At 43.5% G+C, this 14,058-nt stretch carries 19 protein-coding genes and 1 other RNA gene; all 20 read right to left on the reverse strand.

Annotated features, from left to right (window positions below; translation table 11 throughout):
• Positions 1-317: 317 nt before the first annotated feature.
• A complete protein-coding gene (locus K8O68_RS10275) occupies positions 318-584 on the reverse strand; it encodes a pro-sigmaK processing inhibitor BofA family protein (protein WP_093056075.1) in 267 nt (88 codons plus the stop codon).
• Positions 585-839: 255 nt separating this feature from the next.
• The gene (locus tag K8O68_RS10280; protein ID WP_230896803.1) at positions 840-1,061 is read right to left on the reverse strand and encodes a DUF2508 family protein; all 222 of its coding nucleotides are present in this window, start codon (positions 1,059-1,061) and stop codon (positions 840-842) included.
• 84 nt (positions 1,062-1,145) lie between these two features.
• Entirely contained in the window at positions 1,146-1,742 is a 597-nt protein-coding gene (recR, locus tag K8O68_RS10285; RefSeq protein ID WP_230896804.1) for a recombination mediator RecR, read from the reverse strand.
• Between the two features lie 150 nt (positions 1,743-1,892).
• Entirely contained in the window at positions 1,893-2,204 is a 312-nt protein-coding gene (locus K8O68_RS10290; protein ID WP_093056083.1) for a YbaB/EbfC family nucleoid-associated protein, read from the reverse strand.
• A 31-nt stretch (positions 2,205-2,235) separates the two neighbouring features.
• Positions 2,236-3,966 (reverse strand): DNA polymerase III subunit gamma/tau, encoded by a 1,731-nt coding sequence (dnaX, locus tag K8O68_RS10295; protein ID WP_230896805.1) that lies wholly within the window; start codon positions 3,964-3,966, stop codon positions 2,236-2,238.
• Between the two features lie 307 nt (positions 3,967-4,273).
• Positions 4,274-4,539: signal recognition particle sRNA large type (gene ffs / locus K8O68_RS10300), an RNA gene on the reverse strand.
• 181 nt (positions 4,540-4,720) lie between these two features.
• Entirely contained in the window at positions 4,721-4,885 is a 165-nt protein-coding gene (locus K8O68_RS10305; RefSeq protein ID WP_093056085.1) for a YycC family protein, read from the reverse strand.
• A gap of 57 nt (positions 4,886-4,942) precedes the next feature.
• Positions 4,943-5,440, reverse strand: a complete 498-nt coding sequence (gene tadA / locus K8O68_RS10310) for a tRNA adenosine(34) deaminase TadA (protein WP_230896806.1) — start codon at positions 5,438-5,440, stop codon at positions 4,943-4,945.
• Between the two features lie 218 nt (positions 5,441-5,658).
• The gene (locus K8O68_RS10315; RefSeq protein WP_230896807.1) at positions 5,659-6,177 is read right to left on the reverse strand and encodes a TlpA family protein disulfide reductase; all 519 of its coding nucleotides are present in this window, start codon (positions 6,175-6,177) and stop codon (positions 5,659-5,661) included.
• 31 nt (positions 6,178-6,208) lie between these two features.
• The gene (locus K8O68_RS10320; RefSeq protein ID WP_093056091.1) at positions 6,209-6,337 is read right to left on the reverse strand and encodes a CcmD family protein; all 129 of its coding nucleotides are present in this window, start codon (positions 6,335-6,337) and stop codon (positions 6,209-6,211) included.
• Positions 6,338-6,349: 12 nt separating this feature from the next.
• Positions 6,350-7,084, reverse strand: a complete 735-nt coding sequence (locus K8O68_RS10325) for a cytochrome c biogenesis protein (protein ID WP_230896808.1) — start codon at positions 7,082-7,084, stop codon at positions 6,350-6,352.
• A gap of 3 nt (positions 7,085-7,087) precedes the next feature.
• Positions 7,088-7,777 (reverse strand): heme exporter protein CcmB, encoded by a 690-nt coding sequence (locus tag K8O68_RS10330; protein ID WP_230896809.1) that lies wholly within the window; start codon positions 7,775-7,777, stop codon positions 7,088-7,090.
• Complete coding sequence (gene ccmA / locus K8O68_RS10335) at positions 7,774-8,475, reverse strand: heme ABC exporter ATP-binding protein CcmA (RefSeq protein WP_230896810.1); 702 nt, start codon at positions 8,473-8,475, stop codon at positions 7,774-7,776. The genes K8O68_RS10330 and ccmA overlap by 4 nt, the downstream gene beginning before the upstream one ends.
• A 20-nt stretch (positions 8,476-8,495) precedes the next feature.
• Positions 8,496-8,894 (reverse strand): hypothetical protein, encoded by a 399-nt coding sequence (locus K8O68_RS10340; RefSeq protein WP_230896811.1) that lies wholly within the window; start codon positions 8,892-8,894, stop codon positions 8,496-8,498.
• Positions 8,895-8,897: 3 nt separating this feature from the next.
• Positions 8,898-9,272 carry a hypothetical protein gene (locus tag K8O68_RS10345; protein WP_230896812.1) on the reverse strand — a complete coding sequence of 125 codons (375 nt, stop codon included), beginning with the start codon at positions 9,270-9,272 and terminating at the stop codon, positions 8,898-8,900.
• A gap of 17 nt (positions 9,273-9,289) precedes the next feature.
• Positions 9,290-9,778: a cytochrome c-type biogenesis protein CcmH gene (locus K8O68_RS10350; protein ID WP_230896813.1), complete on the reverse strand. Its 489-nt coding sequence runs from the start codon at positions 9,776-9,778 to the stop codon at positions 9,290-9,292.
• A gap of 13 nt (positions 9,779-9,791) precedes the next feature.
• Positions 9,792-10,292, reverse strand: a complete 501-nt coding sequence (locus K8O68_RS10355) for a cytochrome c-type biogenesis protein (RefSeq protein ID WP_230896814.1) — start codon at positions 10,290-10,292, stop codon at positions 9,792-9,794.
• Complete coding sequence (locus K8O68_RS10360) at positions 10,292-12,271, reverse strand: heme lyase CcmF/NrfE family subunit (protein WP_230896815.1); 1,980 nt, start codon at positions 12,269-12,271, stop codon at positions 10,292-10,294. Before K8O68_RS10360 ends, K8O68_RS10355 begins: the two co-directional genes overlap by 1 nt.
• Positions 12,272-12,302: 31 nt before the next feature.
• The gene (locus K8O68_RS10365) at positions 12,303-12,758 is read right to left on the reverse strand and encodes a cytochrome c maturation protein CcmE (protein WP_093056106.1); all 456 of its coding nucleotides are present in this window, start codon (positions 12,756-12,758) and stop codon (positions 12,303-12,305) included.
• A 15-nt stretch (positions 12,759-12,773) separates the two neighbouring features.
• On the reverse strand, positions 12,774-13,784 hold the full coding sequence (locus K8O68_RS10370) for an SHOCT domain-containing protein (protein ID WP_230896816.1): 1,011 nt from the start codon (positions 13,782-13,784) through the stop codon (positions 12,774-12,776).
• Positions 13,785-14,058: the final 274 nt, after the last annotated feature.

Consider the following 14,058-nt stretch of genomic DNA (forward strand, 5'->3'; position numbering starts at 1 on the left):
TCAAACTCTCCATAAAAGAGTTCGATGTCTCTGACATCAAAATAAAAATAATTCATTGACGGGATATTTAAATATCCCTCTTCGCTTGGCTTTTTGTTTAGTTTTCAAAGGTCAAAATAACCAAAGTCGTTTTTTAGCGACTTAATCATCATAACACCTTCAAACAATTAAGTCAACAACTTTTTTTATTTTTTTAATTCCGGCTGTTGATTTATGTTTCCTCTTCAACAGCGACAAGTAATAATATACCACGCAGGAAAATAGCCGTCAACACTTTTCAATAAATAAATTAAATAATTTTAAGCCGTTTAGAAAAGTTACCGTATAAGCAGCATATCAGTAAAAATTAACGCAATAATTCCAGGCACTCCAAGAAATCCGGATACAGATGCAGTAAACACGTTGATTGGCAAATGGTAATCGAATGCTGAACCGAACGTATTTAAGAAAAATAAGAGCAGGGCACCAATAAGCAGCCTGACTGCTCCTGTCCCCACAAACTTTAAGAACTTAACAGGGGCTCCAATCATCAGCAGCAGAAAAATCATCCCTGCCAGCAAAGATAACATGACTAAAGGTTCCATATGAAGACATCTCCTTTACTTTTTAAAGATCGACCTTCCCTGCGCTTTCTGCAAAGACGGTCTCTTTAATGTATGTCCTCATCTCTGTAAATAGAACAAGCTATCTGCTATCACCCTGCCGGAATCCTTACGGCTTCTTATTAAGAAGCTCCTGATTGGCCATGGACTGAAACAATCAGCTCACAGGGGAAAATCAACACTGCTTTTGTTTCCCTGGTTGCTGATTGATTTTTCATTCATTGTTATGCCCTTCCATTAATAGATAGTCGTTTTCCTTACTCTTGCTTCCTTTAATAGAAATAAATATTTCGCCCTCTCCAGCCGGGCTCTGCTGTTAACATATCCCTCTGAGTCAATGGAGTTCTTGAGATAAGTTTCATACTCTTCTGCTTTATTCTTAATTTGATCTAACGCATGTATTAGTTCCTGGTCTTTTTGAAGACGGAGTTTCCTCTTCTTCTTAGCTTTTTTAAACATTTAACCCCCACCTCAAATATCTTTTCAGGTTATCCTCTCTGACGAAAAACATTGCAGCCTGCCAGGAACTCGTAAATTTAAAATTTACAGCTCCCGCCGGCCTTCTATGGCCTTGGATAAGGTCACTTCATCTGCATATTCCAAGTCTCCTCCTACAGGAAGTCCGTGGGCTATTCTGGTTACTCTGATTCCTGTCGGTTTGACAAGGCGGGAAATATACATCGCTGTAGCTTCCCCTTCAATATTAGGGTTTGTCGCAATAATAAGTTCCTGTACAGTATCATCCTGAAGACGCTTCAGTAAATCGGGAATATAAATATCTTCCGGCCCGATTCCGTCTACAGGAGAAATAGCGCCGTGAAGCACGTGATACAACCCGCCGTATTCTCTCATTTTTTCCATTGCAATAACGTCTTTAGATTCCTGCACTATGCAAATCACCGAGCGGTCACGCCCCTGGTCATCACAAATCCGGCAAGGGTCCGTGTCGGTAATGTGGTGGCAGACCGAGCAGTATGTTAATTCACGTTTAGCATTCACAAGGGCTTTAGCGAAATCCAGCACATCGTCTTCCTTCATATCCAGTACGTAGAAAGCCAATCTTGCCGCTGTTTTTGGTCCAATCCCCGGTAAACGCATGAACCCTTCAATCAGTTTAGATATGGGTTGAGGATATTGCATCTGTCACTTCCTCCTTTCGAGCTAACTCTATATAAATTTCACTGTTTTATCCGGTGGCCTGTGAATGAATTTGAGAAAGACCGGACGACTAGAAAAGACTTGGCTTTTCGTCACCAAGTCCTCCCTTTCATAATAACACCTTTTCAGCTTTTACATCATGCCCGGCAGGTTCATGCCTTTTGTGAATTTACCCATCTTTTCATTTACTACGTCATCCACTTTATTCAGCGCTTCATTTGTAGCAGCTAACACTAAATCTTCCAGCATTTCTACATCATCGGGATCGACGGCTTCTTCATTAATCTGTATATCAAGGATCCGCTTTTCCCCGCTCGCAATGACTTTCACCATGCCGCCTCCAGCAGTTGCTTCAACTGTTTCTTCTTTTAACTGCTCTTGGGCTTTCTGCATATCTTTTTGCATTTTCTGCATTTGCTTCATCATATTACCCATGTTTTTCATTTGAACATCTCCTTCTTTTATTAAAAGTTTTTTATTCTTTTATTTCCAGTAAATCTCGGCCGACTAATTTGACAGCTTCATCGATAACAGGGTTTTCTTCTTTATGTTCTTGAGCAGGCTCTCCCTCTGAAGAACTGCTTCCATTTGTTTTCTGTTCTTTCACATAGGCTTCTTTAACTTCTTCCCAGTGCGCCGCAAGAATAGTGAGCATATTTAAATCTTTTTGCACAGTCACTGTAACGGCCTCTTCAACTAAATCTCTGAATTTCTCACCAACCATATCACGGTGCATTTCATTACGGAAAGCAAGGACAAACTGATCGTCTGAACAGGCCACAGGTTTACAGTCATTCAGCCATGCCGAAGCAGGGACACTTTTCTGTTTAACCTGTTCAATAATCTGGCCCCACCCGCTGGAAAGCGTCTGAAGATTCTGTTTCGTTGCACTGTGCAGCATCTCTTTTACTTTTTTAGTATGAGCACGGCTTTTCGCACTGCTTGGGACTGGTTTAGGTTTCTGCCTTGCCGGTTCGGCTGCGGCTGCACCTTCTGAACTCTGTGCACCTGCCTGCAGCTTTTGTAATGAGGATTCCAGCTGTTTAACCTTCTTTTGCAGGGAAATAATCGTTTCATTATGGTCCAGGTCGACAGGTGCCCCCGAAGAACTCCCCCGGCTGCTTGTTTTTTGACAAGCCTGGACAACGAACATCTCAAGAAAGACTTGGGGATGGCTCGCCCATTTCATTTGCTGCTGAAAGTGGTTAAGTTTATCCATCATTTCAAAAACCCAGTTTTCGTCCAGCTCCTCAGCTACTCCTTTGAAAGCTTCGTCTCCCGTCAGCCGGTCCAGTGACTCTTCCAGTTCAGGGGCAGCTTTGACCATAAGCACATCTCTAAAAAAGAAAATCAAGTCTTCAATAAACCGGTTCGGATCTTTCCCTTCCTTCATTAAAGTGTCAATCGCTTCAAGGCCTTCGGCAACCTCCCCGGCTTGTATTGATTTTACTACATGATGAAGCAGCTGCTGGGAAACGGCGCCGATAATCGATAAAACGTCCTCTGTCTTCACTGCTTCATCCGCATATGAGATAGCCTGATCCAACAAGCTGAGAGCGTCCCGCATCCCGCCTTCAGAGGCACGGGCGATGAGGGACAGGGCATCTTCTTCCACTTTTACATCGCTGTTGTCTAAAATTTCTTCCATACGTTTAAGCATGGCATGGGCCGAAATACGTTTGAAGTCAAATCTTTGGCACCGGGAAATAATAGTAAGAGGAATTTTGTGAGGTTCTGTCGTAGCAAGGATAAAGATAACATGCCTCGGTGGTTCCTCCAGCGTTTTTAAGAGCGCATTGAATGCTCCTGTGGACAGCATATGCACTTCGTCAATAATATAAACTTTAAAACGGGCTGCACTCGGAGCAAACTTTACTTTATCGCGGATATCCCGGATTTCATCAACACCGTTGTTACTGGCAGCATCTATCTCCATAACATCGACAATACTGCCGTCCTGAATACCTAGGCAGGTACTGCATTCGTTGCAAGGTTCAGCCACAGGCGCTTTTTCACAGTTAATAGCCTTTGAGACAATTTTGGCAGCACTTGTTTTTCCTGTCCCACGGGGCCCTGTAAATAAGTAGGCGTGAGAGAGCTTCTCCTGAACCAACGCATTTTGTAAAGTTTTTGTAATGTGCTCCTGACCCACCACATCAGCCAGGCGCGCCGGTCGCCACACCCGGTATAGCGCTTGATAACCCATATCTCTCAACCTTCCCTCTTTCATTCCCTGGGGCACACCCCTCCCAAGGAAGGGAACGGCTGCCTGTCGTTCTAATTATTAATTCATTCCTTATTATACCGATACAGAGAGAGGATTTCAAAATGAATCTTTAAGAAAAGAACCCCACCCGAAAAAATAATAGTTCAGCCGATTTTTCTCATAATTATTCTTAAAATTTGCTTATTTCCCCGTTTTATAATCGGTCATATACAGGTAAAATCAGCTGTCCCGAACAGCAAAAAAGCTGCCCTTACAGGACAGCTTTACTGATAATCATATTAATATGCCGTGCACCTTTCGTCGATCACAGGCTCTCAAGCGTTACCTGAGCAGTTTGCTCGAACCAGGCAACTCCGCGGCACACGGAAGAACCCGCTTACTGCTGCTTCCTTCCGGACCTGACAGGGTTCACGGGATTCCGTTGCGCGGAACCCGGTTGTCAACACCACTTACTCAGGGCAGACCATGAGAACCTGTAACCTCGGAAAGGGATTCGGCCTCGCTATAGCGGATTGCGAGTACAGGGCACCGCTACCTCCCCGCTTAGCACGACAAAGTTGATAATATTTTCAGGTGTGCTTGTTCCTCCAAGTAGGAACTAAGGCGACACATATAATAGTATAACGGTTTTTTAATATAATTGCAACAGCTAAACCCAAATGAAATAATAGTAAAATTTAAAAATAAACTAGTCGTATAAACCGCGTTATTTCTTATCAGTGACGCCCATGAGTCACTCTTCTTTTGAATCTTTCTTTTCCGATCCGTCGCTGTTTTCTACTTTATTTAATTTTTCCATTAAAATATGCGGCGGTGTATGCATCACATGCTCCAGCGGCATATTTAGTTTTTTAGAGATCATTTGGGCCGTTTCCAGTGAAATCTGGTTAGGTCTCATAAAGTCTCCCTCCTTTTTTAAAAGTCCTATTATTAAATAATACCCGATATATTGCTCTTACTCACTTTGTTGCGGCTTTTTTTTCTTTTTAGCCCTGAGCCCGCGGAAAAAGTCAGTCAGAAGCTGTCCTGTTTCTTCAGCCAGAATACCGCTTTTAACAGGGCTCTGATGGTTGAAACGAGGTTCATCCAGAAGGTTCATAAGTGTGCCGCAGCAGCCAGCTTTAGGGTCAGATGCTCCATAGACGACCCGGTCGATCCGCGACTGTATTATCGCGCCGGCGCACATAGGACAAGGTTCCAGCGTGACATAGAGTGTGCACCCTTCCAGGCGCCAGCTTCCTTGTGACTGGCATGCCCGTTCGATAGCAAGCAGCTCGGCATGAGCCGTTGCTATCTGGTTTTGCTCCCGCTGATTATAGCCGCGGGCTATAATTTCACCTTCTTTTACAATGACGGCTCCGATAGGCACCTCACCTAGAGAACGCGCCTTCTTAGCTTCCTTTATAGCTTCTCTCATAAAATCGATCTCTCTCTGAATTCCGAACGTTTCCATAACCGCCCCGCCTTTGTAAGTCTTTCAGCATAAAAATTGTACGATTTTTTTAATAAGATAGCAAATGCTTACTCTAAAGGGGAGAATTCCACAAAGAATTAAGCCTGGTCAGAAGAAGGTGGCTCCTATTATCAAAAAGACATCCAAACAAATTCGTAAAATTTGTTCGGATGCCTTTGTGGTCACTCTTCTTTTGTCTCAGTCTATGTTGAAAATTATTAGTTATCCATTAAATCGCTTACTTTTTTGGCCATAACATCTCTGTTGACTGAACCGACGATATGGTCTGCTACGACACCGTTCTCATCAATGATTACTGTTTCAGGCTGCCCCACAATCCCGTAACGCTGGGAGACCTCCAGGTCAAAATCAAACACATATGTTTTACTATCGTACCCGGTTCGTTCAACAAAACGCTCAACAGCCCTCTTAGATTCTGATTTGACAACAGTAAAGACGTAGACTTCATCTTGGAATTCCTCTGTAAATTGCATCATCTCCGGAGCCTGTGATTCACAGGGCTTGCACCACGTAGAGAAGAAATTTAAAACTACCGGCTTTCCTTTATATGCATCGAGCTGATATATCTCTCCCGCCTGGTCCTCTAATTCAAAGTTGTATGCTTCATCCCCTATCCCTACCGTATCACCTTGAACTCTCAGGCCTATGACGAAGGTGATGAGGATACCTATTACAAATAATCCGGTTGCCGCCTGGAACCATCTTGTTTTATTCAACAGAAACCACCTCCCTCATCCCTTTATCAGCCTAGTCTTCCTTCATCTCGCGCAGAAAGTTTATTTCTTTCATTGCATCGTTCTGTCTTTTTCCGATCATCCACACATAACCTGCAATCAAAAGCCAAATAACTGAATACGCTGCAAATAAATAAGTCATTATTATTCCTCCTCAGCTGATCATTTTTTCTTGCTCTTTTGCTTTTAATTTCTTCACTTGCAACTTAAGTTTTTCGACATATAATCCCTTTTGTAAGAGAATGAAATAGATGAGAGTTAAAGTGAAAACCGAAAAGATTAACGTAAAGAGCATGCTTGGGTCAAGCCCGCCCCCTGCCCCTTCAGCGCCTTCCGACATGACGACCGGGTGAAGGTTTGATTCCCACCAGCGAATTGACATGTAGACAATCGGCACGTTTACGAACCCTATAATTCCAAATACTGAGGCCAGCCGGGCTCGTTTCTGCCATTCCATGTCGAGATTACGAATCATAATGTAAGCAATGTACATGAAAAAGAGTATTAATGTCGTTGTCAGCCTCGGCTCCCATGTCCACCACGTATTCCAGGCTGACCTCGCCCAAATTGGACCTGTAGTAAGAACAATTGCAGTAAACACAACTCCAATTTCGCCGCTTACCCCTGCGATAAGATCATATTTCCGTTTTTTTGTAAATAAGAACAACAGACTGAACACGAATACAATGAAAAAGGCAAAAAAAGCATTCCAGGCAGACGCCACATGAAAATAAAAGATTTTTTGCACGGGCCCCATGATTCGTTCCACAGGCGACCAGACAAATACAAGGTAGAGAGCTGCCAATGTCATGGGCACAGCGGTAATAATAAGAACTTTATGAAGCTTCGTAGGAAGTAACCCTTTCATCTCTTCACGGTCTTGTGTCATTTCTTACACCTCCAGCACATATTCAAATAATAAAAATCCAGCTGCAAAAAAGATGACATCATACGCTCCCATCAGCTGCATCCAGCTGAGGGCGGCTGCCGCCCCCTCTTGCTCTGTTAAAACCAGTCTGGTCGCCTGGACCGCGGCAATGATCACCGGTGTAACCAGAGGAAACAGAAGAATCGGCAGAAGCATTTCACTGCTTTTTGCGTGAGAAGCTAAAGCGGCCAGCAGAGTCCCTACAGCAATAAATCCAAAAGTCCCTAAAAATATAATAAGAAGAAAATAAAAAATGCTGCTGTATGCGGGGACTTGAAAATCAAACAGTAAAAATAATAAAGGAATTGAAACCACCTGTACGACAAGAACAAACACAAGATTAGCCAGAAACTTTCCTATATATATACCTGACGGATCTACCGGTGCCACCATCATCCCGTGTAAGTGGTCGTGCTGCTTTTCCGTTGTAAATGACCGGTTTAAGCCAAGAATCCCTGCAAAAATGGTAATGACCCAGATCATCCCGGGAACGAGTGCGCTGACTGCCTGATTGGACGGGTCAAATGCGAAACTGAACGTTAAAATGACCAGTCCGGAAAATATAAGCATCGTCGTAATCGTCTGTTTTGTTTTCCACTCTGCATAAAGGTCTTTCCTGGCAATAGCGAGGGCAGGAGCAAGCAAATGTTTCATGATGTAGCCGCCTCCCCTTCATACAGAGAATGGATCCAGCTGACAGGCCGTCCGCGTATTAACTCATCTTCAGCGATTCTTCCTTTCCTCAGAACCACTGCCCTGTCACACACTGTGCTGATCTGCTGAAAATCATGCGTAACCATAATGATGGTTACTCCCTCTGCTTTCAGATCAAGCAGCAGACGGTTAAAAAGAGAGACAGCCTGCTGGTCAAGCCCTGTATGAGGTTCATCCAGAAGCAGAATATCAGGTTTATGAAGAATAGCCCTGGCAATTGCCAGTCTTTGAATCATTCCTCTTGAAAATGAGCGGACAGGCTCATGTTTAAAATACGCCAGGCCTACGTCCTCAATAAGCTTATTAATTCGTGTATCAGGTGAAGAAATGTGATACAGCCTGGCAAAGAATTTAAGGTTTTCAACGGGTGAGAAAGCATCATACAAGAAGCTTTGATGGCCAAGATAACCAAGCACTTTCTGCTGCTCAAAATCATCTTTTTTTCTCGGCTGGCCCTTTAGAAAAATTTCTCCTGAAGAAGGTTTAAGAAGTCCGGCGACAATTTTGAGCCAGGTACTTTTACCAGCTCCGTTTGTACCTAAAACCGCTACTGCTTCCCCTTTATTCACCTTTAGATTAACTCCGCGAAGGATCATTTTTTCACCTATTGTTTTTGTCAGTGCTTTAGTTTCAATCATGCCGATCCCCCGCTTCCTCGTTAATTTAAGAAATCATTGAGCTGTTTTTTAACCTGATAAAGATAGGTTTTATATCCAGCCGCTTTCTGCTCGTAATCTTTCTCATCCAGTTCGCCGCGGTCAAATGCCTCTTCAAGTTCCAGAAGCTTGCGCAGCGTTATCTCTTTCTTTGCCATTAAATCCTGGAACTGCTTTTCCTGTTTATCGTTTTTCCAATTATCTTCTTTTTCACGATGCTTACGTTTTACATATAGAAAATAGCTGACTCCAAAGACGATGATAACAATGAACAAAGCTGTCATAAGGTGAGGGTCAAATCTGGTAAGAGGAGATGCATACCACATTTTCATATGACCTTCAGGGTGGAGTGACGGGTTAAAACTGGCAGGCACCCCTGCTGTTGACAAGTTTAATAACATCGCCTACTCCCCCTTTCGCTTTTCCCTCATTTCTTCCAGCTCCCGGTTAATTTCATCGTCGATCGTATTGTCTGCCTCCCCAGCTTCAGGGTCAGCTGTTTTATCAGGACTCCCTCCTTCGTAAGCCTCTTCCTTCAGCTTACTGGCAGCAATACGTTCATATTGAGCCTTTAAGGATTGGTAATCTTTCTCCGGAAGTTTTCCCATATTAAATTCCATTTCCAGTTCATTTATTGTCGCATAGGCCTGCTCCAGGGTCATACTGTCCAAATCGTCTTTCACCTCATCCCGCCGCCACTCTTTTTTGTTTGTAAAGAATGGCTGGATAACCAGGTACAGACAGAGACCGACAATCAGTGCGCTTACGAAATATCCCATTGTTACCACACCCTATATCAAAAATGCTTTCGTTTTTCTTCTTCTATGATAGTCCGAATCACTTCATCTTCTGTATTTTCATCCGCGTTCCGCTCAGCCGGTAAGGTTTCATTTTCCCGCCTTTGGTTATTCACCTGTTTTTTTATCCTCAGGATAAACGCGGTACTTCCAGCCCCAAGCATCAGAAAGGGAATAGTCCAGGCAAGAATGCTGAACCCTGATTTGTCAGGCTCCCTGAACCCCTGTTCTCCATACATCGCTTCATAATCCTGAAGGATCTCCTCTTTGGTGTAACCGTCATTTAGCATCTCTGCAATTTCTTCATAATAACGCTGTTTAGTCGAGCATGTGGCTAAATCATGTTCACTATGCCCTTCCATAGAAAGATAACCTGCGATTTCTTTTACTTCTGTGGAGTTTATATCATACGCTTCTTGTCCGTACGCTGTTGAGAACGCTGCTGCCAGAATGACATAAATAATAGCTGTGATTTTTAATGTGTGCATTGCTCTTCCCACCTTAAAAATGCTTTTTACGCTCTTCTTCAATCAACGAGTTGAGAATGTCCTTTTCTGCTTCATCTCCATCCCCGTCATCCTTTTGAGAGACGTGGTTTACACCCTTTGATTTCCTGACCCACTTTCTGATTAGAAAAGTCACACCCCCGCCTGCCCCGGCAAGAAGAATGAATGGCGTGACCCATGCCGTAAGACTAAAACCGCTTTTTTCAGGGGCGGTTAAAATGACTTCGCCGTACATAGTGACATAATGGTCTTTAATCTCGCCTTTGTCATAGCCCTCATTCAACATTTCCAGTATTTCTGTTTTAAACTGTTCATTTAAACCACAGCCGTCCATGTTGCATTCAAAATGGTCCTGGCCGCAGCCGCATAAACACATAAACTGAGAGGTGCTTTCACGGAATTCAGGTGAGTTCCTGTCATAACCGCCTTGAGCCATGGCAGGAACAGAGACAATAAGCAATACCGCCAAAATCATCAGCATACGGGAAGCCATCATTAATGCACCTTCCTTTCAGGTCCGGCATATCTCGGAGTAACCTGGCCGTAACGGCCGCCCCAAATAGCGAAAATTGAACCAATCACCAGAACATAACTTCCGATCCAGATCCATTTCACCAGCGGGTTAACTTTTACCTGAAAGGTAGCTCGCTGGTCCTCTTCCCACCCGCTTAAAACAACATATAAATCTTCACGGAGGGTGCTTCTTACAGCCACTTCAGTCGATGGCTCCTCCCAGTTTAAATAGAAGATCCTTTCCGGCTGAATATACCCGAGTTCCCTGCCGTCTTTTTCGACAGCGATATTGGCAAAAACAATGTCATTGACTCCTTCAGTACGCTGTCCTAAATTCTCGTAAGTCAGAGTATAGCGGTCAATTTCCATAGATTCACCGATACTGAGAGTTTCCATACGTTCAACGTCAAAGTTCGATCCGACAATTCCAAAAGCTATTAAGGCAATACCTAAGTGAACGATATATCCGCCGTAACGTCTCCTGCTTCTGATCATCAGCCTGAATAGTGCTACCGGAACAGCTTCTTTCGTTACTTTCCGTCTCGCTTTTGTGCCTCTGATAAACTCCACCAGGTGAGTCAAAACCATAAATGAGATGATAGCAAACGCAATGACCGGATAAGCATCCCTTATTCCCATAATGACAAGCACAGCTGCTACAGCTAAACTGATGATAGCTGGGATAAGAAAGTTATCCCGGATGTTTTTCATGCTTGACCGCTGCCATGCAATAAGCGGGCAAACCGCCATTATAAACAGCAGTGCCAGAAGAATCGGTGACATGACTGTATTAAAGAAAGGTACACCGACAGTTACTTTCGTTCCCCGTACCGCTTCACTGACGAGCGGAAACACCGTTCCCCAGAAAACCGCGAATGTTGCTCCGAGAAGAATCAGGTTATTTACCAGAAATGAACTTTCTTTAGAAAGAAAAGATTCAAATTGCCCTGTATCTTTTTTAATCAGGTGGTAACGGCTCATAAGTACATACATCGACAGGATAACCATAAAAGCCATGAATACAAGGAAGTAGGCACCTAAGTTTGTTTCCCCGAATGCGTGGACTGAGGTAAGTACACCGCTTCGAACAAGGAATGTACCGAAGAGCGTTAAGGCATAAGACAAAATAATTAAACTTAAATTCCATACCTTCAGCATGTTCTTACGTTCCTGAATCATGACAGAGTGCAAGTAGGCTGTTACAGTAAGCCAAGGCATAAATGAGGCGTTTTCCACCGGGTCCCATGCCCAGTAGCCTCCCCACCCGAGTTCTGTGTAGGCCCAGTAGCCGCCAATTACATTACCGAGCGTGAGAAAAGCCCATGCTATTATCGTCCACCGCCGTGTCATTTGAATCCAGAAGGCATCCATACTTTTTACAATTAACGAGGCTATCGCAAATGCAAACGGCACTGCCAGCCCCACATATCCCAGATAAAGTGTCACAGGATGGAAAATCATGCCCGGATCCTGAAGCATTGGATTTAACCCTCTTCCTTCGGGAGGGACCCCATCCATTAAAGTAAATGGCTGGGTAACAAAACTTAATATGAAATAAAAGAATATGACATTCAGCATCATAATGCTGATAATATAAGGTGTCATTGGGTTCCGTTTCATTTTTCTTGAGAATGCAATCATCGCGCTGTACATAGCGAGGAAGAAAGTCCACAAAAGCAATGATCCGGCATTGCCAGCCCATAATGCAGCCAGTTTATACATCACAGGAAGGTCTGTGCTTGTGTAACGGTAAACATATTCAAATTGGAGCTGGCTTGTTCCCAGCAGGACAAACATAAGAATCATTGAGATGCTTGCCAGGATAAATATACCCATCGTCGCTCCCTTTCCGCTATCGATCAACCGCTGGTCCTGTTTTTTAATTCCCAGGACATAAGCGGCAAACGCATAAATGGATAGAAAAAAAGCGAGGTAGATGGAGACGTTTCCGATAATATGCATGGTGCTCACCTACTTTGCTGAATAATTAGTGTCAGTCCACTTCCGTATTTAAGTCAATATCCATTTCTCTGTGTAACTCTGGATCGTACTTATCAGGATCTTCTCCTTCATAAACGGAAGGACATCGGGTTTGCACCTTTTCCGCTTCGAACAATCCATCCTCCTGGGTGTAGCCATGGACGATTACTATCACATCGTCTGAAAAGTTATCAGGCTGCACACCGTGGTAAAATACCGGAAGCACAAGACCTTCTTCATCTTTAATTTCAAAACGAAGCTCAATCTCATCAGGGTTCCAGTCAACTGATCCCTCTACCAGAAAACCCTCTGTCGTAATATATCTCTCTTCAAATTCCTCAGGCTGCTGCTTCAGTTGCTCAATAGGTACTTCTGACCCGCTGGAGGCAGGGGTCGCCGTAATTAATAAAATTAAAATACTTAAGAAAATCATTCCTCCGCCAATCAGCACTTTCGTATTTTTTTTCATCTCTGTCCCCTCCTGTTAAGATGAGCGTTTAGATCGTTCTTTTCTGTACGTTTCTTCATCGATTTCCCCGCGGATCAATTTCTGCCTTAATGCTTTAGTATCAGTCTCTTCCGGTTTACTTTTGCTGCGCGTTTTCGTATGAGCTGGCGGCGGTGCCGTTTTTCCCCTGCTCCTTAGACCGAAAAAGACGAAGATGCCTGCAATAATAATTGAGAGGCTTATCATTACCGCGCTTTCTGTATCTATTAAAGGAGAGCTTCCTGTTCCGGCTGCTTCAGGTGCCGCGTCATCCCTGAATTGTGCGTGGACATCATCATCCGGGGGTGTTTGACTCTCCAGGGCTTCCAAAGTGGTCATCGTGTCTTCTTTATCGTAAGAAACTTCTAAATCAAATGATGTTCCCGGCTCAGCCGGCTCGCTGTCAAAAGCATGCACAGGCCCGCCTAACATTTCAGTCTCTCTGTCTGGCTCTTCACTTAAAGTAAAGTTTTCAGCTCCGTAAGGTTCTACAAACAGCAGGTTGAATGTTTCAGCTGGAAGACCGAGCTCATAACTATATGAAAACTGCTTGTGCTCCCCTTCTGCAATTGGAGCGAAAAAATATTCAATAACATACCGGTAGGTGTCACCTTCTTGAAGGTTCTCACCAGGGCTCCAGACCAGTTCACCAGTTTCTTCATCGAGCGAAGCATCTACATCTGTCACTGTATTGTCTTCATTAAAATAGCCGACTAAAGATAACTCAAAGGAAGGTTCATTAACAGGGACAGCGATTCGGATCTCGCCTTCGAACTCTTCATCTGACTCATTTGTTAAAACTCCGTGTTGGCCGACAAGAACAGCAGGCTCACCTTGTTCCCAACCCTCAGGTTCAGCATATTGGGGCATCACCTGGACCACCAGTTCTTTATAAGCAAGCGCTGGATCCATCTCTTCTGCCATAACGGCCCCGTTCCAAGGCAGGAAAAAGAAACCGGAAATCATCGTCCATAACATCGCTAATGAATAAGCCTTTGTTTTTTTCATAGGTCTCTTCCTTTCAGTTTCATTTCTTTGTACTTTGACTTTATAATGGTTCAACTGTTTTAACTGTGATGCAGATCACAAAATTGTGAGGCAGAATTGTGAAGGTTGTTCATAATTGATAAGAGAAGATTACAAGTGATATTAATTAATAATTATTATTCCATTTTTATCCTATCATAGAGATTTCTGCTTGGTACGGTTAAAGTTTGAAAGGTATGTGAATTTAACTTACCACAATTTAGTGTGATCAAAGTCACAGTTAAAACAGTTGAAC

The organism is Salipaludibacillus sp. CUR1, assembly GCF_021028955.1.
Lineage (GTDB): Bacteria > Bacillota > Bacilli > Bacillales > Salisediminibacteriaceae > Salipaludibacillus.

Excerpts from the sequence above, each read along its gene's own strand:
- K8O68_RS10275 (WP_093056075.1), bottom strand. The coding sequence starts at position 584 with ATGGAACCTTTAGTCATGTTATCTTTGCTGGCAGGGATGATTTTTCTG.
- K8O68_RS10280 (WP_230896803.1), bottom strand. The coding sequence starts at position 1,061 with ATGTTTAAAAAAGCTAAGAAGAAGAGGAAACTCCGTCTTCAAAAAGAC.
- recR (WP_230896804.1), bottom strand. The coding sequence starts at position 1,742 with ATGCAATATCCTCAACCCATATCTAAACTGATTGAAGGGTTCATGCGT.
- K8O68_RS10290 (WP_093056083.1), bottom strand. The coding sequence starts at position 2,204 with ATGAAAAACATGGGTAATATGATGAAGCAAATGCAGAAAATGCAAAAA.
- dnaX (WP_230896805.1), bottom strand. The coding sequence starts at position 3,966 with ATGGGTTATCAAGCGCTATACCGGGTGTGGCGACCGGCGCGCCTGGCT.
- K8O68_RS10305 (WP_093056085.1), bottom strand. The coding sequence starts at position 4,885 with ATGAGACCTAACCAGATTTCACTGGAAACGGCCCAAATGATCTCTAAA.
- tadA (WP_230896806.1), bottom strand. The coding sequence starts at position 5,440 with ATGGAAACGTTCGGAATTCAGAGAGAGATCGATTTTATGAGAGAAGCT.
- K8O68_RS10320 (WP_093056091.1), bottom strand. The coding sequence starts at position 6,337 with ATGACTTATTTATTTGCAGCGTATTCAGTTATTTGGCTTTTGATTGCA.
- K8O68_RS10325 (WP_230896808.1), bottom strand. The coding sequence starts at position 7,084 with ATGACACAAGACCGTGAAGAGATGAAAGGGTTACTTCCTACGAAGCTT.
- K8O68_RS10330 (WP_230896809.1), bottom strand. The coding sequence starts at position 7,777 with ATGAAACATTTGCTTGCTCCTGCCCTCGCTATTGCCAGGAAAGACCTT.
- ccmA (WP_230896810.1), bottom strand. The coding sequence starts at position 8,475 with ATGATTGAAACTAAAGCACTGACAAAAACAATAGGTGAAAAAATGATC.
- K8O68_RS10340 (WP_230896811.1), bottom strand. The coding sequence starts at position 8,894 with ATGTTATTAAACTTGTCAACAGCAGGGGTGCCTGCCAGTTTTAACCCG.
- K8O68_RS10345 (WP_230896812.1), bottom strand. The coding sequence starts at position 9,272 with ATGGGATATTTCGTAAGCGCACTGATTGTCGGTCTCTGTCTGTACCTG.
- K8O68_RS10350 (WP_230896813.1), bottom strand. The coding sequence starts at position 9,778 with ATGCACACATTAAAAATCACAGCTATTATTTATGTCATTCTGGCAGCA.
- K8O68_RS10355 (WP_230896814.1), bottom strand. The coding sequence starts at position 10,292 with ATGATGGCTTCCCGTATGCTGATGATTTTGGCGGTATTGCTTATTGTC.
- K8O68_RS10360 (WP_230896815.1), bottom strand. The coding sequence starts at position 12,271 with ATGCATATTATCGGAAACGTCTCCATCTACCTCGCTTTTTTTCTATCC.
- K8O68_RS10365 (WP_093056106.1), bottom strand. The coding sequence starts at position 12,758 with ATGAAAAAAAATACGAAAGTGCTGATTGGCGGAGGAATGATTTTCTTA.
- K8O68_RS10370 (WP_230896816.1), bottom strand. The coding sequence starts at position 13,784 with ATGAAAAAAACAAAGGCTTATTCATTAGCGATGTTATGGACGATGATT.